Source organism: Dyella telluris (genome assembly GCF_014297575.1).
Lineage (GTDB): Bacteria > Pseudomonadota > Gammaproteobacteria > Xanthomonadales > Rhodanobacteraceae > Dyella > Dyella telluris.
Window position 1 is genome coordinate 173,810 of sequence record NZ_CP060412.1, and the last position, 18,660, is coordinate 192,469.

The 18,660-nt window shown below is 64.6% G+C and carries 18 protein-coding genes; 1 reads left to right on the forward strand and 17 read right to left on the reverse strand.

Annotated features, from left to right (window positions below):
- Nucleotides 1–16 precede the first annotated feature (16 nt).
- Nucleotides 17–712 carry a protein-L-isoaspartate(D-aspartate) O-methyltransferase gene (locus tag H8F01_RS00980; RefSeq protein WP_187057241.1) on the reverse strand — a complete coding sequence of 232 codons (696 nt, stop codon included), beginning with the start codon at nt 710–712 and terminating at the stop codon, nt 17–19.
- A gap of 4 nt (nt 713–716) precedes the next feature.
- On the reverse strand, nt 717–1,511 hold the full coding sequence (surE, locus tag H8F01_RS00985) for a 5'/3'-nucleotidase SurE (protein ID WP_187057242.1): 795 nt from the start codon (nt 1,509–1,511) through the stop codon (nt 717–719).
- A 198-nt stretch (nt 1,512–1,709) separates the two neighbouring features.
- Here surE and H8F01_RS00990 point away from each other — a divergent pair, with 198 nt between their 5' ends.
- The gene (locus H8F01_RS00990) at nt 1,710–2,255 is read left to right on the forward strand and encodes a Smr/MutS family protein (RefSeq protein ID WP_187057243.1); all 546 of its coding nucleotides are present in this window, start codon (nt 1,710–1,712) and stop codon (nt 2,253–2,255) included.
- Nucleotides 2,256–3,479: 1,224 nt separating this feature from the next.
- On the opposite strand, the gene truD is transcribed toward H8F01_RS00990, so the two are convergent.
- The 15 genes from truD to cyoC all read right to left on the reverse strand — a co-directional run bounded on the left by truD (nt 3,480) and on the right by cyoC (nt 18,660).
- Entirely contained in the window at nt 3,480–4,496 is a 1,017-nt protein-coding gene (truD, locus tag H8F01_RS00995) for a tRNA pseudouridine(13) synthase TruD (RefSeq protein ID WP_187057244.1), read from the reverse strand.
- A 56-nt stretch (nt 4,497–4,552) separates the two neighbouring features.
- A complete protein-coding gene (mgtE, locus tag H8F01_RS01000) occupies nt 4,553–5,971 on the reverse strand; it encodes a magnesium transporter (RefSeq protein ID WP_187057245.1) in 1,419 nt (472 codons plus the stop codon).
- A complete protein-coding gene (gene ispF, locus H8F01_RS01005; protein WP_274380602.1) occupies nt 5,968–6,441 on the reverse strand; it encodes a 2-C-methyl-D-erythritol 2,4-cyclodiphosphate synthase in 474 nt (157 codons plus the stop codon). The genes mgtE and ispF overlap by 4 nt, the downstream gene beginning before the upstream one ends.
- Before the next feature lie 30 nt (nt 6,442–6,471).
- The gene (gene ispD, locus H8F01_RS01010) at nt 6,472–7,164 is read right to left on the reverse strand and encodes a 2-C-methyl-D-erythritol 4-phosphate cytidylyltransferase (RefSeq protein WP_187057247.1); all 693 of its coding nucleotides are present in this window, start codon (nt 7,162–7,164) and stop codon (nt 6,472–6,474) included.
- The gene (gene ftsB, locus H8F01_RS01015; RefSeq protein ID WP_187057248.1) at nt 7,161–7,487 is read right to left on the reverse strand and encodes a cell division protein FtsB; all 327 of its coding nucleotides are present in this window, start codon (nt 7,485–7,487) and stop codon (nt 7,161–7,163) included. Before ftsB ends, ispD begins: the two co-directional genes overlap by 4 nt.
- A gap of 15 nt (nt 7,488–7,502) precedes the next feature.
- Nucleotides 7,503–8,816 (reverse strand): phosphopyruvate hydratase, encoded by a 1,314-nt coding sequence (eno, locus tag H8F01_RS01020; RefSeq protein ID WP_187057249.1) that lies wholly within the window; start codon nt 8,814–8,816, stop codon nt 7,503–7,505.
- Nucleotides 8,817–8,910: 94 nt separating this feature from the next.
- On the reverse strand, nt 8,911–9,744 hold the full coding sequence (kdsA, locus tag H8F01_RS01025) for a 3-deoxy-8-phosphooctulonate synthase (RefSeq protein WP_187057250.1): 834 nt from the start codon (nt 9,742–9,744) through the stop codon (nt 8,911–8,913).
- Nucleotides 9,741–11,411 (reverse strand): CTP synthase, encoded by a 1,671-nt coding sequence (gene pyrG / locus H8F01_RS01030; protein ID WP_187057251.1) that lies wholly within the window; start codon nt 11,409–11,411, stop codon nt 9,741–9,743. Before pyrG ends, kdsA begins: the two co-directional genes overlap by 4 nt.
- 356 nt (nt 11,412–11,767) lie before the next feature.
- Complete coding sequence (locus H8F01_RS01035; protein WP_187057252.1) at nt 11,768–13,273, reverse strand: MdtP family multidrug efflux transporter outer membrane subunit; 1,506 nt, start codon at nt 13,271–13,273, stop codon at nt 11,768–11,770.
- Between the two features lie 29 nt (nt 13,274–13,302).
- Nucleotides 13,303–14,277 (reverse strand): FUSC family protein, encoded by a 975-nt coding sequence (locus H8F01_RS01040; RefSeq protein WP_187057253.1) that lies wholly within the window; start codon nt 14,275–14,277, stop codon nt 13,303–13,305.
- A gap of 1,090 nt (nt 14,278–15,367) precedes the next feature.
- Nucleotides 15,368–16,435 carry a multidrug transporter subunit MdtN gene (mdtN, locus tag H8F01_RS01045; protein ID WP_187057254.1) on the reverse strand — a complete coding sequence of 356 codons (1,068 nt, stop codon included), beginning with the start codon at nt 16,433–16,435 and terminating at the stop codon, nt 15,368–15,370.
- Between the two features lie 24 nt (nt 16,436–16,459).
- Nucleotides 16,460–16,741 (reverse strand): YtcA family lipoprotein, encoded by a 282-nt coding sequence (locus H8F01_RS01050; RefSeq protein ID WP_187057255.1) that lies wholly within the window; start codon nt 16,739–16,741, stop codon nt 16,460–16,462.
- A 54-nt stretch (nt 16,742–16,795) separates the two neighbouring features.
- Nucleotides 16,796–17,293, reverse strand: a complete 498-nt coding sequence (locus tag H8F01_RS01055; RefSeq protein ID WP_187057256.1) for a potassium channel family protein — start codon at nt 17,291–17,293, stop codon at nt 16,796–16,798.
- Between the two features lie 363 nt (nt 17,294–17,656).
- A complete protein-coding gene (cyoD, locus tag H8F01_RS01060; protein WP_187057257.1) occupies nt 17,657–18,031 on the reverse strand; it encodes a cytochrome o ubiquinol oxidase subunit IV in 375 nt (124 codons plus the stop codon).
- The gene (gene cyoC, locus H8F01_RS01065) at nt 18,031–18,660 is read right to left on the reverse strand and encodes a cytochrome o ubiquinol oxidase subunit III (RefSeq protein WP_187057258.1); all 630 of its coding nucleotides are present in this window, start codon (nt 18,658–18,660) and stop codon (nt 18,031–18,033) included. The genes cyoD and cyoC overlap by 1 nt, the downstream gene beginning before the upstream one ends.

An 18,660-nucleotide genomic window follows, 5' to 3' on the forward strand; every position in this document is an offset into this window, starting at 1 on the left:
CTTCCTTGTTGGCGCATCAGCCGATGCCGCCGAGCAGCGGCACGAAACTGACGGCAGCTAGTTCTTCCTGGACGAAATCGCCCTGCCCGTCGCCGCGCATGCGGATCAGCGTCTGATTGCTCGGTGAACCCACCGGTGCCACCAGTACGCCGGTGGGGCTGAGCTGATCGAGCACCGCGTGCGGAATGGCATCGCCGGCCGCGGTGAGGATGATGGCGTCGAACGGCGCCTCATCGGCCCAGCCCAGCTTGCCGTCGTCGTGCCGCGAGCGGATGTTGGTAAGGCCGAGCTGACGGAAACGGCGACGGGCCTGCCGCAGCAATTCCTCGATGCGCTCCACCGTATAGACCTGCGGCACCAGCTGCGCCAGCACCACGGCCTGGTAACCCGAACCCGTGCCGATCTCCAGCACCTTCCGCGGCATGCCCTGCTTCGCATCGAAGTGCTCGAGCAGCGCTTCAGTCATGCGCGCCACCACCCACGGCTGGGAGATGGTCTGGCCATGGCCGATGGGCAGCGCCGTGTTTTCGTAAGCGCGCGAGTGCAGCGCCTGATCGATGAAGTGGTGACGCGGCGTATTGCGGATCACGTCGATCACGCGCTGGTCGCGGATGCCCTCTTCCTTCAGCTTCACGGCCAGGCGGTCGCGCGCGCGTTGCGAGGTCATGCCCTCGCCTTTCAATGCCGATGGTGGCAACGGATGCACGTTCATGCCCTCACGCCGCCTCGCCCGCCGTCTTGCTGCCCGCCACGCCCTCGTTCAGCGCACCCACCCAGCTGCTGACCTTTTCCAGCGCCTGGAAGCGCGTCAGGTCCACGTGGATGGGCGTCACGGAGACGTAGCCGCGGTGCACGGCGTTGAAATCCGTACCGGGGCCGGCATCGTCGACATCACCCGCCGGGCCGATCCACCAGATTTCCTTGCCGCGCGGATCCTTCTGCCTGATGCACGGCTCGGCGCGATGGCGCTTGCCCAGCCGCGTGACTTCAAAGCCGCGGATCTGATCCCACGGCAGGTCCGGCACGTTGACGTTGAGGATGGTGTCCGCCGGGAGCGGATCGACGCTCAGACGCTGCATCAGCAACAGCACGGCATTGGCCGCCGAGTCGTAGTGCTCGCCCTTGTGATCCTTGCTGACCAGCGACACGGCAATGGCGGGCAAGCCGAGGAAGCGCCCTTCCATCGCGGCCGACACCGTGCCGGAATAAATCACGTCATCGCCAAGGTTGGCCGAGTTGTTGATGCCGGAGACGACCATGTCGGGTTCGTGATCCAGCATGCCGGCCAGTGCCAGATGCACGCAGTCCGTCGGCGTGCCGGCGACACGGTAGTAACCGTTGTCCATGCGCAGCGCACGGATGGGTGCGTCGAGAGTGAGGGAATTGCTTGCGCCGGAGCGGTCGCGGTCAGGCGCCACTACGGTCACCTGGCCGATCGCGCCGAGGCGCTCGGCGAGCACGCGGATGCCCGGTGCATCCACGCCATCGTCGTTGCTTACCAGAACTCGCATGATGATCCGTTCAAAGCCAGTCGCGGCGGCGCTGCCTGGGCAGCACTCGCCGGCTCAAGCCTGAAGTCTACCGGACCGGGCCGGCGGTTTCACATCACGTCGGCTCACGTTTCAGAAGCCTGACATCGCCGCGCCCGCGCTCGTCGACTCAGCCCCGGCGCGACACCGCCGGCACGCGGGTGCATTAGGATTCAAGCCATGAAACCGCGCCAGCCCAGCCCCATCTCCGACGACGACGCCCGCCTGTTCCGCGACGCCATCGGTGAGGTGACGCCCCTCGCCCCGGTGGAACCCGCGCCCTCCGTACCCAAGCCCGAACCGCTGCCTCGCATGCTGGAAGCTGACGAAGCGGCGGTGCCCGGCGAACTGCTGGACATGGCCTTCGACCCCACCCTGCTCGAAGTGGGCGAAGAACTGAGCTACTTGCGGGATGGCTATCCGCCCAAGCTGCTGCGCCAGCTAAAACGCGGCCAGTTCAGCATCCAGGACGAAATCGACCTGCACCAGATGAACGCGGCCACGGCCCAGGCCGTGATCGCGGACTTCCTGGCCGAGGCGAAGCACAACGGCATCCGCTGCGTGCGGATCGTGCATGGCAAGGGGTTGCGCTCGCGCGCGACGGGGCCGGTGCTGAAAGTGCTCACCGATCGCCTGTTGCGGCGTCGGGATGATGTGGTGGCGTTTGCGTCGGCGCGGCCGATGCAGGGGGGGACGGGGGCGGTGGTTGTGTTGTTGAAGGGGTGATGGGGCGGGGTTTGTGCTTGGGCGCCTGGGCGGGTTGCCGGGAAGTGGTGTTGCCTCGCCATTGCATGGAGAGCTGTCGTTTCGGGGTGCTCCACAAAGAGGGGTGAGGACCGGAGGCAGTCTGGAGCAGGTGAAGGGTTGGCCGTCCGGAGCCTCTGACGTTGAGTCGTGCCTCGCCACATCATCGAAACCGTCATCCCAGCGGAGGCTGGGATCCAGTGACTTTGTTCTGGGCCTTCGGTAGTCATGCCGGCGCCAGGTTGCCGCTTACGCAGCGGAGGCGTTTCGACCTCCTGCCGGAGGCCGAGTCACTTTTCTTTTGCTGGCCCAAAAGAAAAGTAACCCAAAGAAAATGGCCTTAAGAGCTGGCAGCATTCCGGTGAGATAAGCCCGAACGGTTGAGGAACGTTGTTGCTTGGCAACCTCCGCCTCTACACAGCGGGTACTTCCAAGCGCTTCGCAACGCGCCGAAGCGCTGAGGACTTAACGCGGAGCGTCGTGCCGCTGCGCGGCCCTTCCTTCCATGCCACTAGGTCGTTCACGTTGAACATCACCTGTCGCTCGTCCTCTCCCGTTCGGGAGAGGACTGGGGTGAGCACTGAGGCGAGAAAGAAACGGGCTTCACACGGTGCGAGACACCCCTGTAGGAGCGCACCTTGTGCGCGACCGCAGCGCCATGTCGATACCGCTCCGTCAGGCTGTCGCGCACAGGGTGCGCTCCTACAGAGAAGCTGAGTCGGCACGCGATGCACCTCCGCGCCATGCGACGCGATGTGCAGCTCCGCTGCACGAGCCGTCGGCTCTGTGCTTTTGACCTTCCGGCCCCCTTGAGCGGCGGTGAGGGGCGGACGACAGGCCCGCAGGGGGATCGGCAGGGATGCCGATCCCTTTTCGACAGGACATGGATGTCCTGTCGAAAAGCCCGGCCGACCCTCACGGACCGGCCGGCTCCACCGGCCGGCGCCGCGATGGGGGTGCCTTTTCTTTTGGTTACTTTTGACGCGAAGCTAATCCCCGTGGGACTTTGGGCAAGCAAAGAAAAGTGACCCGGCCTCCGGCAGGAGGTCGGAACGCCCGCCGCGTAGGCGACCAGGTGGCGGAAACGCGCGAGACCGAAGGCCAAGAACAAAGTCACTGGACCCCTGCCTACGCAGGGGTGACGGCTAAAGAAGGAAACGGTGAGGCGAGCCGCCGCTCCCCACACAGGGAGAAAGACCAACCGGATTAACCGGTGCGCGCCAACTCCCGCACCACCGTCGTCGCATACGCGCCCGCCTGCAACTCAAAACTCAACTCCAGCGAGGTGTCATCCAGCCACCGCCACTGCAGGTTCTGCGGAATCATGCGCAGCGCCCTGCGCTCCTGATCCATCTTCGCCGCCACCAGACCATCGGCAAGGTCTGCATTCTCCGCCGCCATGGCATTCTCCAGCGCGGCCACTTCCCCCTGCGCGGGCACGTCACCACGACCCCACAGGGGCCCCGACGGATGGATGTCTCCGGTCGCCAGGCGCTGCGACAACGTCTCGTCGAACGGCTCGGGCCCAAACCACGAGCGTGACCCGGCGAGCGACCAGATTTCGCCTTCCATCGGCGAATCCCACGCATCGCGCTCCACGCGCGCGGCGAGCACGGCGTTGAAGATGTGCGAGCGCGCGGCCGACAGCAGGAAGTGCCGCTTGTCGCGATCCACGCGACGTCCCGCAAACATCGCGCGCGCCTGCGCCACGTTGCCACCTTCGCGCCCGAAACGCTGTTCGCCGAAGTAGTTGGGCACGCCGCGCTGGGCGATCTGCCTGAGCACCTGTTCGGCCACGGCGCGATCACCATCGACCTGGCGCAGCACCAGCACGAAGCGATTGCCGCGCAGGGCGCCGCGCTTGAGCTTGCGCTTGTGGCGGGTCACTGCGAGTACTTTCACGCCTTCTGTGGTGAGCGTCGACCAGTCCGGATCGGGCTTGCCGGCCAGTTGCACGGAAAACGTCTGGCGCGTGACGGCGTGACGATCCTTCAGGCCGGCGTAGCCCACGTTGAGCGGAGGAATGCCGGCGAACTTGGCCAGCTCCTTGGCCACCCAGTCGGTATTGGCGCCGCGCTTTTCCACCCACAGCAGCGCGTGCTCGCCTTCGCCGTCAGCGTCGTAACCGAGGATCTCCTCGACCTGGAAATCTTCGGGAGCGCTGCGCAGCACGGCGGTCAGCGGCGGGTTGCCATAGGCATAAGGCAGTTCGATATCGGACATGGGACTCCACCGGCTTGGCCGGCTCATGGATCGAAAACATCGCGCGAAGACGCGTATTACATCAGGAACAGCGTGGCGAGGCCGAGAAAGATGAAGAAGCCGCCCGAATCGGTCATGGCGGTGATCAGCACGCTGGAACCCAGTGCCGGGTCGCGCCCCAGTCGCATCATCAACAGCGGGATGCCGACGCCGCAGAACGCAGCCAGCACCAGGTTGAGCGTCATGGCCGCGGTCATCACCGCGCCCAGCCAGAAGTTGTCGTAGAGCAGCCAGGCCACCACGCCAATCACGCTACCCCAGACCACGCCATTGATCAGGGCAACGGCAATTTCCTTGCGCCACAGCCGCCGCGCACTGGCCGGGGTGATCTGGTCCAGCGCGAGGGCCCGCACGATCATGGTGATGGTCTGGTTGCCGGAGTTGCCGCCGATGCCGGCGACGATGGGCATCAACGCGGCCAGTGCCACCAGATGCTGGATCGAACCTTCGAACAGGCCGATGACACGGGAGGCGATGAAGGCCGTGACCAGGTTGATCGCCAGCCACGCCCAGCGGTTGCGGATGGATTTCCACACCGAGGCGAACACGTCTTCTTCTTCGCGCAGGCCGCCACGGCTCAGCGCCTCGCTTTCACTCTCTTCGCGCAGCACGTCCACCATCGCATCGATGGTGATGCGGCCGATCAGGTGGCCGCTGCCGTCCACCACCGGCGCGGTGACCAGGTCATAGCGTTCGAACGCCTGGGCCGTTTCGTAGGCGTCGTCTTCCGGATGGAAGGTGTTGACGTCGGGCGCCATCACCTCGCTGACCGGGCGGTCCGGCGAATTGACCAGCAGCCAGTGCAGCGGGAGCACGCCGGTAAGCAGATTGTCGTGATTGACCACGAACAGCTTATCGGTTTGCGCGGGCAGTTCGTCGAAGCGTCGCAGGTAACGCAATACGGTTTCGAGGCTGATGTCTTCGCGGATGGTGACCATCTCAAAGTCCATCAACGCACCGACCTGATCTTCCGGATAGGACAGCGCCGCCTGCACGCGCTCGCGCTGCTGCGCATCCAGGCTCGCCATGAGCTCGGGCAGCACTTCGGTGGGCAGATCCTCAACGAGGTCGGCGAGCTCGTCGGCATCCAGCGGCTCCACCGCCGCGAGAATCTCGCGCTCGTCCATGTCCGCGATCAGCGACTCGCGCACCGCATCGGACACTTCGAGCAGGATTTCGCCGTCGCGATCAGCCTTCACCCGCTGCCATACCGCCAGTCGATCCACCAGCGGCAAGGCTTCGAGAATGGTGGCGATATCGGCCGGATGCAGCGCATCCAGCAAGGCCTGCAGCCGGGCCTGAGCTTCGCGGAAGCCCTCGTCGCCATCAGGCTCGGGCAACTGCCCGAGGCCGCGCACACGCCTCAGCAGTTCGCCGATATGGTCCAGCTGATCATGCAGACGCGAGGCCGAACCGCGGCCTGCTGTCTCGCTCATGCCATGACCAGCAGCACGCAGGCCTGTGCCGCGATGCCCTCACCGCGACCGGTAAAGCCAAGCTTTTCGGTGGTGGTGGCCTTGATGCTGATGCGGTCGAGTTCGCAGCCCAACTCTTCGGCCACGGCTTCGCGCATGGCGAGTGAGTGCGGGCCGACCTTGGGCGCCTCGCAGATGACGGTGACATCGGCGTTGCCCAGCGCATAGCCCTGTTCGCGCATCAATTTGGCGGCATGGCGCAGGAAGATCCGGCTATTGGCGTTGCGCCACTGCTCCTGGCTCGGCGGGAAGTGCCGGCCAATGTCACCCAACGCCAGCGCGCCGAAGATGGCATCGCACAGTGCATGAATCACCACGTCACCATCGGAATGTGCCACGACACCACGCGTGTGCGGCACGCGCACGCCACCCAGCATCACGTGGTCGCCGTCGCCGAAGATATGGACGTCAAAGCCCTGTCCGATCCGCATCATGGGAACTCCTTGAAGCCCTGGCGGGCTTTACGTCATGCGCGACAACAGGAATTCGGCCAGTGCGAAATCCGTTGCCGTCGTAACCTTGATATTGTCTTCGGCGCCCTCGACCAGCAGCGGCGCGAAACCCGCGCGCTCCATGGCCATCGCCTCGTCGCTCACGGTAATGCCGGCGGCATGCGCGGCATGCAATGCGGCCGACAGCTCAGCGCGACGGAACATCTGCGGCGTGAAGGCACGCCAGCGATGATCGCGCGGCTCCGTGACCTCACTGCGACCCTCGTTGCCGGCACGCTTGAGCGTATCGCGCAGCGGCGCACCCAGCAGGCCACCGCCCGCAGGCATGCCCGCGTCCATCAGCCGGGTGATATCCGCCTCGCGTACGCACGGCCGCGCGGCATCGTGCACCAGCACGAAAGTGTCTTCAGCGACGTCCGCAGGCAAGGCGCGAACGCCAGCCAGCACCGAATCGCACCGCTCCGCGCCGCCGATGGTGGTGCGCACGGGCTTGCCATACAGGTCGTCGATACCCGGCCAATGGGTATCACCCTCGCCCAGCACGACCATCAGCCCGGCGATGCGCGGATGCAGCGCCAGCCGCTCCAGCGTATGCAGGATCAACGGCCGTCCCGCCAACGGCAGGTATTGCTTGGGGATGCTGCCACCCACGCGCGTGCCGCGCCCCGCCGCCGGCACGACACACCAAAGTACCGCGCTCATCGGGCGCCGTTGCTTGACGAGGCGGCAGCGGGTGCCGCTGCGGCGGCTGGCTTCTCGACCACCTGGTAGAACGTCTCGCCCGGCTTGATCAGGCCAAGCTCGGCGCGGGCGCGGGCCTCCACGGCCTGATCGCCGTGCTTGAGGTCGCTCACATCCGCACCGAGGGCCTGGTTGCGCTGGGTCAACCGGTCGTTGTCATCCCCTTGTTTCTTGACGGCGGCGCGAAGGGTTTCCACCTCGTGCACGCCGCCGTGACCGTTCCACAGTTTCACCTGCAGGGCGATCAACACAAGAATCAGGATCAGGGCGACCCAACGCAGCATGGACTAAGCGTCTCCTCAGCCCGGCAGCTTGGCCAGGTTCGGGAACGCGTTGCGGCCGGCATAGACCGCCGCCGAACCCAGTGCTTCTTCGATGCGCAGCAGCTGGTTGTACTTGGCCACGCGGTCGGTGCGGCACAGCGAACCGGTCTTGATCTGGGTCGCGGTGGTCGCCACGGCGATATCGGAGATGGTGGTGTCTTCCGTTTCACCCGAGCGGTGCGACACGATGGCCGCGTACTTGGCCGCGTCGGCCATGGCGATGGCTTCCAGCGTTTCGGACAGCGTGCCGATCTGGTTGACCTTGATCAGGATGGCGTTGGCGATCTTCTTGTCGATGCCTTCCTTGAAGATGCTCGGGTTGGTGACGAACAGGTCATCGCCCACCAGCTGGATGTTCTGGCCGAGCTTGTCGGTCAGGTGCTTCCAGCCATCCCAGTCGCCTTCGCCCATGCCGTCTTCGATGGTGACGATGGGGTACTGCTTGGCCCAGCTGGCCAGCACGTCCACCCACTGCTCCGGCGTGAACACCTTGCCTTCGCCTTCCAGGTCGTACTTGCCGTTCTTGAAGAACTCGGAGCTGGCGACGTCCAGGCCCAGCAGGATGTCGCTGCCCACCTTGTAGCCGGCCTTGTTGACCGCTTCCAGGATGGTGTCCAGCGCTTCCACGTTCGAACGCAGGTTCGGTGCGAAGCCGCCTTCATCGCCCACGGCGGTGTTGAGACCCTTGCCCTTGAGCACGCTCTTGAGCGCGTGGAAGATCTCGGCGCCGGCGCGCAGCGCTTCGGCAAAGGTCGGCACGCCCACCGGCAGCACCATGAATTCCTGCACGTCGACGTTGTTGTCGGCGTGCGCACCACCGTTGATGATGTTCATCATCGGCACCGGCAACGCGCCCGGCTTGCCGGTGGTGCCGTTGATGGTGGCCAGGTACTGCCACAGCGGCTGGCGGTTCTGCGCGGCCACGGCGTGCGCGGCGGCCATGGAAACACCGAGCAGCGCGTTGGCGCCCAGCTTGCCCTTGTTCGGCGTGCCGTCAAGGTTGATCAGCTTGGCATCCAGGCCGCCCTGGTTGGCAGCGTCGAAGCCCTTCAGTTCGCTGGCGATGGAGTTGTTGACGTTGAGCACGGCGTTCTTGACGCCCTTGCCCAGGTAACGCGCCTTGTCGCCATCGCGCAGCTCAACCGCTTCGCGCGAGCCCGTCGATGCACCGCTCGGCACTGCGGCGCGGCCGAAGCCGCCGCCGGCGAGGGTCACTTCCGCTTCAAGCGTGGGGTTGCCGCGGGAATCGAGGATTTCACGTGCGTGGATGCGGGTGATTTCTGTGCTCATGGGATCCGTAGCTTGATGGGGTGAATGAAGCGAGGGGGATACATCCTGCCTGATTTGCGGGGGATGCGCTTCATTCGCCTCCCCCAAGGTCGAATCAGAGCGTGTGTTCGAGGAACGAGTGTCGCTTGGTGACCTGGTCGAGTTCGAGCAGGGTTTCCAGCAGCGCCTCCATCTTGTCCAGCGGCCAGGCGTTGGGGCCGTCGCTGAGTGCCTTGGAGGGATCGGGATGCGTTTCGGCGAACAGGCCGGCCACGCCCACGGCCACCGCCGCGCGCGCAAGCACCGGCACGAATTCGCGCTGGCCGCCGGAGCTGGTGCCCTGCCCGCCCGGCAGCTGCACCGAGTGGGTGGCGTCGAACACCACCGGGCAACCGGTGTCGCGCATCACGCTGAGCGAGCGCATGTCCGAGACGAGGTTGTTGTAGCCGAAGCTGGCGCCGCGCTCGCAAACCAGGATGTCGTCATTGCCGACGGCCTTGGCCTTCTCCACCACGTTCTTCATGTCCCACGGCGCGAGGAACTGGCCCTTCTTGATGTTCACCGGCTTGCCGGCGCGCGCCACGTTCTGGATGAAGTCGGTCTGGCGGCACAGGAAGGCCGGCGTCTGCAGCACGTCGACCACGGCGGCCACTTCGTTCATCGGCGTGTATTCATGCACGTCGGTGAGCACGGGCACGCCGAGCTGGCGCTTCACCTCGGCCAGGATCTTCAGGCCAGCTTCCATGCCAGGACCACGGAAACTGGTGCCCGACGAACGGTTGGCCTTGTCGAAGCTGGACTTGAAGATGAAGTTGATGCCGAGCTTGCCGGTGATTTCCTTGAGCTTGCCGGCCGTATCCATCTGCAGCTGCTCGGACTCGACCACGCAGGGGCCGGCGATCAGGAACAGCGGCTGGTTCAGGCCGACCTCAAATCCACACAACTTCATGCAACGGACTCCTTCGCAAGACGCTCACCCTCGCGCACCGCCTTGAACTCGCGGGCAGCCTGCACGAAGCCGATGAACAGCGGGTGGCCATCGCGCGGGGTGGAAGTGAATTCCGGATGCGCCTGGCAGCCGAGGAACCACGGGTGCTTCTGCTGCGGCAGCTCGACGATCTCGACCAGCAGGTCGTCCATCGACTTGCCGGAGATCACCAGGCCGAGGTCTTCGAACGTCTGGCGGTAACGGTTGTTGAATTCGTAGCGGTGGCGATGACGCTCGCGCACCACGTCCTGGCCGTACAGCTCGCGGGCCAGCGTGCCGGCCTTGAGGCGGCATTCCTGCGCGCCCAGGCGCATGGTGCCGCCCAGATCCGAGCGCTCGCTGCGGGTTTCGACTTCACCAGCGGCCGTGGTCCACTCGGTGATCAGGGCGATCACCGGATCCGGACTGTTGCGGTCGTTCTCGCTGGAATCGGCGTCGGTGAGACCGGCCACGTTGCGGGCGAAGTCCACCACCGCGGCGTGCATGCCGTAGCAGATGCCGAAGTACGGCACGCCCTTCTCGCGAGCGTACCTGGCGGCCAGCACCTTGCCCTCGAAGCCGCGCTTGCCGAAGCCGCCCGGCACCAGGATGGCGTCGGCATTGCCCAGCACCTTGGCGGCACCTTCGGCCTCGACCTGCTCCGAATCAACCCAGTTGAGATTGACCCGGGTGAGCTGCTTGATGCCGCCATGGCGCAGCGCCTCGCCCAGGGACTTGTAGGCGTCCTTGTGCTCGACGTACTTGCCGACGATGGCCACGTTGACCTCGTCCTTCGGGTGTTCCACGGCATCGACCGTGCGCTGCCACGAGGAAAGATCCGCCGGACCGGCCTGCAGACCGAGGCGCTTGACCACGATCTCGTCCAGGCCCTGCTTGTGCAGCCACAACGGCTGCTTGTAGATGATGTCCACGTCCGCGGCGCTGATCACGGCGTTCTCGGGAACGTTGGTGAACAGGGCGATCTTGCGGCGCTCGCCATCCGGCAGCGGCTGCTCGCAGCGGCACAGCAGCACGTCCGGCTGGATACCGATGGAGCGCAACTCCTTCACGGAGTGCTGGGTCGGCTTGGTTTTGATCTCGCCGGCGGCCTTGATGTACGGCACCAGGGTCAGGTGCATGAACATCACCTTCTCCGGGCCGTGCTCGATGCGCAACTGGCGAATGGCTTCCAGGAACGGCAGCGACTCGATGTCGCCCACTGTGCCGCCGATCTCGACCATGGCCACGTCGTAGCCGCGCGTCGCCTCGTGAATGCAGTGCTTGATCTCGTCGGTGATGTGCGGGATGACCTGCACGGTGGCGCCCAGGTAGTCGCCGCGGCGCTCCTTGCGGATCACCGACTCATAGATCTTGCCCGTGGTAATGGAGTTCTTGCCCGTGAGACGGGTGTTGACGAAGCGCTCGTAGTGGCCCAGGTCCAGGTCGGTCTCAGCGCCGTCGTCGGTCACGTAGACCTCGCCGTGCTGGAAGGGACTCATGGTGCCCGGATCCACGTTGATGTACGGGTCGAGCTTCATCATGGTGACCGAAAGGCCACGCGCTTCCAGAATGGAAGCCAGCGACGCCGCGGCGATGCCCTTACCGAGAGAGGACACCACACCGCCGGTGACGAAAATCAGGGGGGTCATGGGATGCAGCCGTGCTGGAAATTTGTATTTTAGAGGAAGAATGGTCTGGCCGCGAGGGTTTGCGGCGGGGTAAATGACTGGAGCGTTCAAGTTGAGGGCCCGGCCAGGCCTTGCGGCCCATCCATTCCGCCCCGTTCCTCGCACCGTCTCGCGCCCCGCCCACCCTCACCGACATGACGGCGCTGGCCGGAATGTCGGGCGTGAGGAGTGAGGACAAGGTCGGCAGGCCGCCGCAACGCCAATCCACCTCAGAAACCACGAGGGCGCCCCACGGCGCCCTTGGCGGAACCACATCGGATATCGGCATGCCACCGGTGTCACCCAATACGCCGGATTCCCCGCGCTCACATGGCCGATCAGGGGCTGCGAGATCCCGCCTCCGCAGCACCACCGCCCACATCCGCCTGCACAGGCGCTTCCGCCCGATACCCACCCCCAAGCGCCCTGGTCAGGGCAATCTGCTGGTTGAGCCGCTGTCCATCGATGAACAACAAGGCCGTCTGCTCGCTGATGACCGGCAAGCGAGCCTCCATCGCGGCAACACGACTGCCCAGTCCGCGGTCGTGCATGGCGTCGACCGAATGCTGCGCGAACCGCGCCGCCTCGACCTTGTCCAGCTGCAGCTTGCGCTCGTCCTCCAGCGCCTGCAGGCGGCTGGCACTGACGGCCACATCGCGCACGGCATCGAGTACCGCCTGGTTGTACTGCTCGATCAACAGTTGGCTGGTCGTTTGCGCGTTGTGCAGGTTGGCATTGAGGCGACCGCCGTCGAAAACCGGTAGATAGAGCCCCGGGATAAGGTTGATCTGCTGGCTCGCGTGCTTGAACAGATTGTCCAGGTGGATGGCGTCCAGCGCGTAAAGCATCTTGATGTCGAAACTCGGGTAGAACGCCGCTCGCGCGGCCGCCACCTGATCCATCGACGCCTGCACGTACCAGTGCATGGCTTGCAGGTCGGGCCGGCGGGCCAACAATTCATAGGAGAGCTCGCCGGGCAAGCCGACCGAGGCGCCGGGTATGGCCACGGCGGTGATATCGGGGAAATCGTCAGGGCCGGCGCCCAGCAAGGCGCGCAGGTTTTCCCTCGTTTCCCTGATCTGCCCGCGGGTGGAAGCGATCTGGCGATCCACGGCCAGCAGCTGGCCACGCGCACCTTGAAGCGGCACTTTCGCTTCCAGTCCACGTGCCGCCTTGCCCTGATGCGCCTGCACGGCATACGCCAGAACGTCCCGCGCCTGCTGCAGCAGATCAAGCAACTGGTAGCTGGCCTGAAGGGCGCAATAAAGCTGAGCCACGCTGGTGGACAAACCCAGCTCCACGTCGGCCAGCTCGGCCACGCGCGCGTTTTCGGCCCCGATCGCGGCCCGGACGGCGGAGCGCCGAGTACCCCAGATATCCGGGCTCAGGCTGCCAAACAGCCCGACCGTACCTTCGGTATACCAGGGCCCGGTCATGCCCAACGCCGGTGCACTCGTGCCGTAAGGGCCAAGGAAGCCGTTTGCCGAGGCCCGTTGGCGGTCCAGCATGGCAAAAGCCGACACCTGCAGGTTGGCACCGGCATTGAGCAGCTCTGTCTGTGATCTGGCCTGGGCAATGCGCAGCCGGGCCGCGGCCATGGTCGGCGAACCCGCCAGTGCCCGGTCGACCAGCGCATTGAGTTGCGGGTCGTTGTAGCGCGTCCACCATCGCGCATCGGGCCAGCCATCGCCGGCCAGATGGATGTCGCTGGCCAATTGGATGCGCGCGATACCCGGCGACCCGGCGGGCGGCAGGTTGTCGCTGCGCACGCGCGCGCAACCCGCCACGGCCACGAGCACGGAGAACAACGCCGTCAGACAGAAAGTGGATTTTTCGATGGTCATCACATCACACCTGTTGGGCTGCAGCCGGCTCAGGGCCGCGCGCCCGGAGCGCCGGGCCATTCGGGCAAGCCATTGATCTCATCCGCCAGCCGCCGGGCCCGTGTTAACCAGGCCGATGAGCCCTCCGGCACGCCCAGCGGTTGCTGCGGAAACGCGTTGGCACCACTCTCGACAGAGCCCGCAAGCCCCTTGGCGTACTGACGCAGCCAGTTGCCGGCCTCCTCCTGCCATGCGCACAACACGTCCTCGGACGGCCAAGGCGTCGAGTCTTCTGCGCCATGGCCAACCAGCGCGTCCCAATCGTCCACCACGCTCCGACTGCGCACCATGGCAAGCTCGCTGCGCGCGAGCAGGCTCCGCCTCATGCCGTCGTCGAGTTGACCTTCCATCGACACACGCCGACGCATGGCCCGGCAGGCATCCATGGCGGCAATGCAGGTCATCCGCTGCTGCAGATAACCCAGCCAGGCCGCGTTGCCGCGCTGGCTCGGCCGGCTTGGTAGCTGGCCAACCCGGTCGATCATTTCGGCGAGCTTGCGCTTGAGCGTTCCTGTCTCGCTCTCCGGCCAGATCAGTGTATATACGAGACCGGCAACGACTGCGCCAAGGAGGATGCCGATCATGCGATCGCGAATTTCCACCAGGTCGGTCGATGGACCGAAGTGCCCCAGAAAGCCAAGGCAAAAGGTAGCCACCATCTGCACGCCAACGTAGGACGTACGCTCCGGGCCGGCAGCAATCCACCCGGCAACGAAGAATACCGGCGTGATCGTGATCAACAGACCGACGATGGTGTCGATGTGTGGCATCACAAAGAGACTGAGCAGAAAGGCGAGGAGCCCACCCAGCACCGCGCCGCCTATGCGCAGCACGATTTTCTCCGATGACGCGCCGACATTCGGATTCGCCACCAGTGCGCACGTGATCATGCTGGTGTGTATGCCGTCCCACTGCACAGCGTGATAGAACACGTAGCAGATCAGGCTCGCCAGCAGCGTCTTCAAGGCAAAATTGGATATACACGGGGTTGGTCATCGCATCCGGCACGAACGCACTGACCTTTTCTGCGGCGCCAGCCGTGTCCGGTGTGGCGCGGACGTGGGCCAGCGCCACCAGGGTCCGGCAGAACCGGTCCAGCCCCATCCGATGGGCCACCGCCTGGTCCGCCGAGGACATCGACCATGCGGGTTGATAAGGCTCTCGCCGGACCATCGCTTCCAGCAGATCCCCCACCTGTGCACGCAGCGTGCGCAACAATGCCTTTTCTTCGTGGCCATGAACGGAAACGCTTCGCGGCGCATCCGTGGATAGGGCAACGAGATAAGCCACGGCATCCAAGCAGTTCGACCAGTAAGCCTGGGTGGCGCGATAGACCTTGTCCTGCGAGACAACAAGCCCATGCAGCTTGCGTAGCACCATGGCGCCCTCGTCACAGGCATCCACGGACGGCAACTCATCCGCCTGCCGTCCTTCTTCCACGTCGCGCAAGCGATCCATCACTCCTGTCAGTTGCCGCCGGAGCTCCCGATTCAACTGCAGCGATGGTTCCTCAAGCGGAAACAGGAACAGATTGAACAGCCACAACACCGCGATGGGATAAAGACAGGCCACGCCGGACCAGAGCATGGCCCGTACCGCCAGCTCCGGAAAATCCAGCGTATCCATGGTTGTCTGTCCGTAAACCAGCACCGTGCCGATAGCGAAGAAGATGAGCCCGGCCTTGTGGACACGCATCAGGTACATGCATGCGAGGAAGATCAGGCTTGAAACAACCATGCGCACGAACGGGTAGTCGTAGGTGAACCTGAGCACCAGCAAGACGGTGATCACTTCGAGCACTGGACCGACGGCCAACACCACGGCGGCGATGCGCGTCACCACGGCGTTCGGCTGCAGGCCGTAGAAAACCACGACAGCCACCGAAAGAACGATCAGCGGCACCTCGAAGGTCATCGAGATCAGCACCACCACCAGACTGGTGCCCAGCAGGCGTAGCGCCCAGTTCATTCTTCCCGGTCGGTCGGCCAGCTCCGTCCGAAGCAAGTTCCAGAACGCCCATACGCCATCGGGAACAACATCGCGCCCCTTCATGGCTTACTTCCCGCTGCCGTTCCGGGGTACATCACCCGAAGGAAGGCGCCTCAACGTGGCAACTGCCGAAGCACCCACGCGAAACAACTCAGGGTCAGCATCGTCGATCCGGATCTTGACGGGAAAACGCTGCGCCACGCGCACCCAGTTGATCGTGCGCTGCACCCGCGGCAGCCCTTCCAGGACCAGGCCGCCGTCACCCGGCAGCACACCGTAACCAATGGAGTCCACCGTACCGTTGAACCGTTTGCTCGTGTCACCCATCAGGTACACCGTTGCCAGGGCGCCAACCCGGATGTCCTGCAGCTCGGTTTCACGGAAGTTGGCCACGACGTACCACTGTCCGGTATCGATCAGGGTGAACAAGGGCTTCATGGGTGATGCAAACTGGCCGACGGTGGTCTTCAGCGACACCACGCGCCCATTGAACGGGGCACGCACCGTGGTCATGTCCAGACGAAGCTGAGCCAGTGCAATTTCCGCGCTGATGACGTCACGCTGCGCCACGAGGGCATCCACACCGGATACGGCGACCGCGGCCTGCTGGGCCTGCAATCGTGCGGACACCAGATCCGCTTCGGCGGCGCGCTGCGTGGTGCGCGCCCGGTCCACGTCCTCGGCCGATACATAACCCGGATCAAGCAACGGCGCCGTGCGCCGCAGCCTTTCGGTTGCCTGCGCCGCCGCCGCTTGTGCGCGCCCAACCGCCGCATGGGCCGAATCCGCGCCGTACTGCTGCGCCTTCACGCTGCGCGAGGTCAGCTCGATCTGCTTGTCCAGCGCCACCAGCGAAGCCCTGGCCCTGCTGAGCTCATCCTGGAACGGCCGAGGATCGATACGAAACAGCACGTCGCCCTTCGCCACCCGCTGATTGTCCCTGACAAGCATCTCGACGATCCGTCCGCTGACATCGGGTACCACGTCGATCACGTCGGCCTGCGCGTACGCATCATCGGTACGTGGCGCCGAATCCAGCCGCCACGCCACATAGCTGCCCATGGCCAGGGCCAGGCCCACGAAGACGAGCGCCGGCCACTTTGCCGTCGGCTTCTTTTGTGGCGACTCAGTCATAGATACGTCTCCGTCAAACCTGCATCAGAAAAAGATCAGCCAAAACAGCAGCGAGAAAAGGGCATACAAGGCCGAATACAGGATGACCGGCGGGCCGAGTACCCGCGGCTTGCCCGCATGGACCAGCATCGCCCTGACCAGAAGGGTCAACACAAGTCCGCCGGTCATGCAGAACAGCCACCCCGGGAAATAGGCCCCCATGACGGGTATGGACGGCGGAAGCGAACACCCCGCAACAGATGCACAGAGGAGCGCCAGGAGCGCGTGCTCTGCACGAAGAACAAGGGCCAAGATTTTCGTTCGCATGTTTTATATCCAGGAACAGACTTCTTCGTGGGGCGCGGTTCGCCCGCCTTGCCATCAGGCCTTCGCACCATTCGTGGCGCGCCCCGCAGCCAACAGGTAAGAGACAAAGCAGATGTTGTGCGCAGCCCCCAGCAGGCCGACCGTCATGGAGAAGACGCGACCATCGCTGTCATGCGGCACAAGGTCGCCGTAGCCGATGGTCAGGAAGGTGATCAGCGTGAAATACGCGTTGTCCAACGCGCTTGCGCTGCCAATCAGTGCGAACTTCTGGCAGATCAGCCACAGTGGCTGCTGGAACAGCAACGAAGTGAACAGGTAAGCCATCCAAAGGGACACGTAGCCACCCTGGCTGCTGGCCCGCTCAAGCCAGCCACTCAATGCGCGAAGCATGAGCGGATACATCAACGTCATGAGCCCCAGCCCCAGCAACATGGCCGCCAGCGACCACCCATTGTGCGTGTGCTTGTCCGGCGCCACGACGATCACGAGCAAGGTGATGAGGTAGACCACCATCGGTGGCTTGCCGACCGCATACAGGTGTTTCAGCGCCACGCCCCATCGTCGGATGCGACCAAGGGGCAGGCTCACCCCGGGCCGTGCTGCCGCGTCGTTCAATGACCTCTCGCTCCCGCTCGCCCTTTTCCGATGCACGCCGTATCGATGGAACCCCTGCGCGCCGAGTCAGAAGAAACCCGCAGGCCGCGGATGCACAGGGATGAATAAAGTGACCGGTGGATCGTATGGCACGACCGCGCGCAGCATCTATCGTCGCCCCGCTTTCCCTGCTGTAGGTTCTCGCTCACTCGCGCGCAAGAAACCAATTTTCGGACGTTCGAACGCAGACCACCCGAGCGCCCACCCCAGAAACGACAAAGGCGCCCGAAGGCGCCTTTGTCTTCCAACGAACGAGCCGGCTTACTCCACCGGCATCATCTGGGACGTCGGATGCATCATGTTCACGTTCATGTTGTGCAACACCCACAGCGAGCCGACCACCACGATGGCCAGGATCAACAGGGTGAACAGCATGATCGCGAAGTTGCCGCGCTGGGACGGCGACATGCCCATGTGCAGGAAGTACTTCAGCTGGACGATCAGCTGGGCCACGCCGAACACGACGATGCCGGGCATCATCAGGTCGTGCGGGACCTTGCCGCTCATCACCACGCCGAACGAGGCCAGGGTCAGCACCACCGACAGGATGAATCCGGTCAGGTAGGACTTGGTGCTGCCGTGGTCGGCATGGTCGGCGCCGTGGTGGGCGTCGTGCGAATGGTGGTTGCCGGACATCAGATGGCCCCCCGCAGGTAGACAAAGGTGAAGACGCAGATCCAGACGATGTCCAGGAAGTGCCAGAACAGGCTCAGGCACGACAGACGACGCTGGGTGTCAGCGTTCAGGCCGAAGCGGCGGATCTGATCCATCATCACCACCAGCCAGATCAGGCCGCAGGTAACGTGCAGGCCGTGCGTGCCGACCAGCGTGAAGTAGCTGGACAGGAACGCGCTGGTGCTCGGGCCCGCGCCCTCATGGACGAGCTTGGCGAATTCGTACACTTCCATGCCGATGAAGCCGGCACCGAACAGGAACGTGACCGCCAGCCATGCCACCACGCCGCCCTTCTGGCCGGCATGCATTTTGAGCATGGCCATGCCGAAGGTGACCGACGAGAACAGCAGCAGCATGGTCTCGCCGAGCACATACGGCAGCTCGAACAATTCCTTGCCGGTGGGGCCGCCCGCCGTGCTGTTGGCCAGCACGGCAAACGTGGCGAACAGGCCCGAGAAGATCAGGCAGTCGCTCATCAGATAGATCCAGAACCCCAGCAGGGTCTTGGATCCATCGTCGTGGTGATGCTCGCCGCCGTGGGTGACGTCGTCGTGCGCGCCGTGGGCGACGCTTACTGCAGGACTGCTCAT

What these genes read in the sequence shown, in the direction of transcription:
- ftsB (WP_187057248.1), bottom strand. Translation starts at nt 7,487, where the DNA reads ATGCTGCGTTGGGTCGCCCTGATCCTGATTCTTGTGTTGATCGCCCTG.
- surE (WP_187057242.1), bottom strand. Translation starts at nt 1,511, where the DNA reads ATGCGAGTTCTGGTAAGCAACGACGATGGCGTGGATGCACCGGGCATC.
- mdtN (WP_187057254.1), bottom strand. Translation starts at nt 16,435, where the DNA reads ATGACTGAGTCGCCACAAAAGAAGCCGACGGCAAAGTGGCCGGCGCTC.
- eno (WP_187057249.1), bottom strand. Translation starts at nt 8,816, where the DNA reads ATGAGCACAGAAATCACCCGCATCCACGCACGTGAAATCCTCGATTCC.
- ispD (WP_187057247.1), bottom strand. Translation starts at nt 7,164, where the DNA reads ATGAGCGCGGTACTTTGGTGTGTCGTGCCGGCGGCGGGGCGCGGCACG.
- pyrG (WP_187057251.1), bottom strand. Translation starts at nt 11,411, where the DNA reads ATGACCCCCCTGATTTTCGTCACCGGCGGTGTGGTGTCCTCTCTCGGT.
- H8F01_RS00990 (WP_187057243.1), top strand. Translation starts at nt 1,710, where the DNA reads ATGAAACCGCGCCAGCCCAGCCCCATCTCCGACGACGACGCCCGCCTG.
- cyoD (WP_187057257.1), bottom strand. Translation starts at nt 18,031, where the DNA reads ATGTCCGGCAACCACCATTCGCACGACGCCCACCACGGCGCCGACCAT.
- H8F01_RS01050 (WP_187057255.1), bottom strand. Translation starts at nt 16,741, where the DNA reads ATGCGAACGAAAATCTTGGCCCTTGTTCTTCGTGCAGAGCACGCGCTC.
- H8F01_RS00980 (WP_187057241.1), bottom strand. Translation starts at nt 712, where the DNA reads ATGAACGTGCATCCGTTGCCACCATCGGCATTGAAAGGCGAGGGCATG.
- truD (WP_187057244.1), bottom strand. Translation starts at nt 4,496, where the DNA reads ATGTCCGATATCGAACTGCCTTATGCCTATGGCAACCCGCCGCTGACC.
- kdsA (WP_187057250.1), bottom strand. Translation starts at nt 9,744, where the DNA reads ATGAAGTTGTGTGGATTTGAGGTCGGCCTGAACCAGCCGCTGTTCCTG.
- ispF (WP_274380602.1), bottom strand. Translation starts at nt 6,441, where the DNA reads ATGCGGATCGGACAGGGCTTTGACGTCCATATCTTCGGCGACGGCGAC.
- cyoC (WP_187057258.1), bottom strand. Translation starts at nt 18,660, where the DNA reads ATGAGCAGTCCTGCAGTAAGCGTCGCCCACGGCGCGCACGACGACGTC.
- mgtE (WP_187057245.1), bottom strand. Translation starts at nt 5,971, where the DNA reads ATGAGCGAGACAGCAGGCCGCGGTTCGGCCTCGCGTCTGCATGATCAG.
- H8F01_RS01035 (WP_187057252.1), bottom strand. Translation starts at nt 13,273, where the DNA reads ATGACCATCGAAAAATCCACTTTCTGTCTGACGGCGTTGTTCTCCGTG.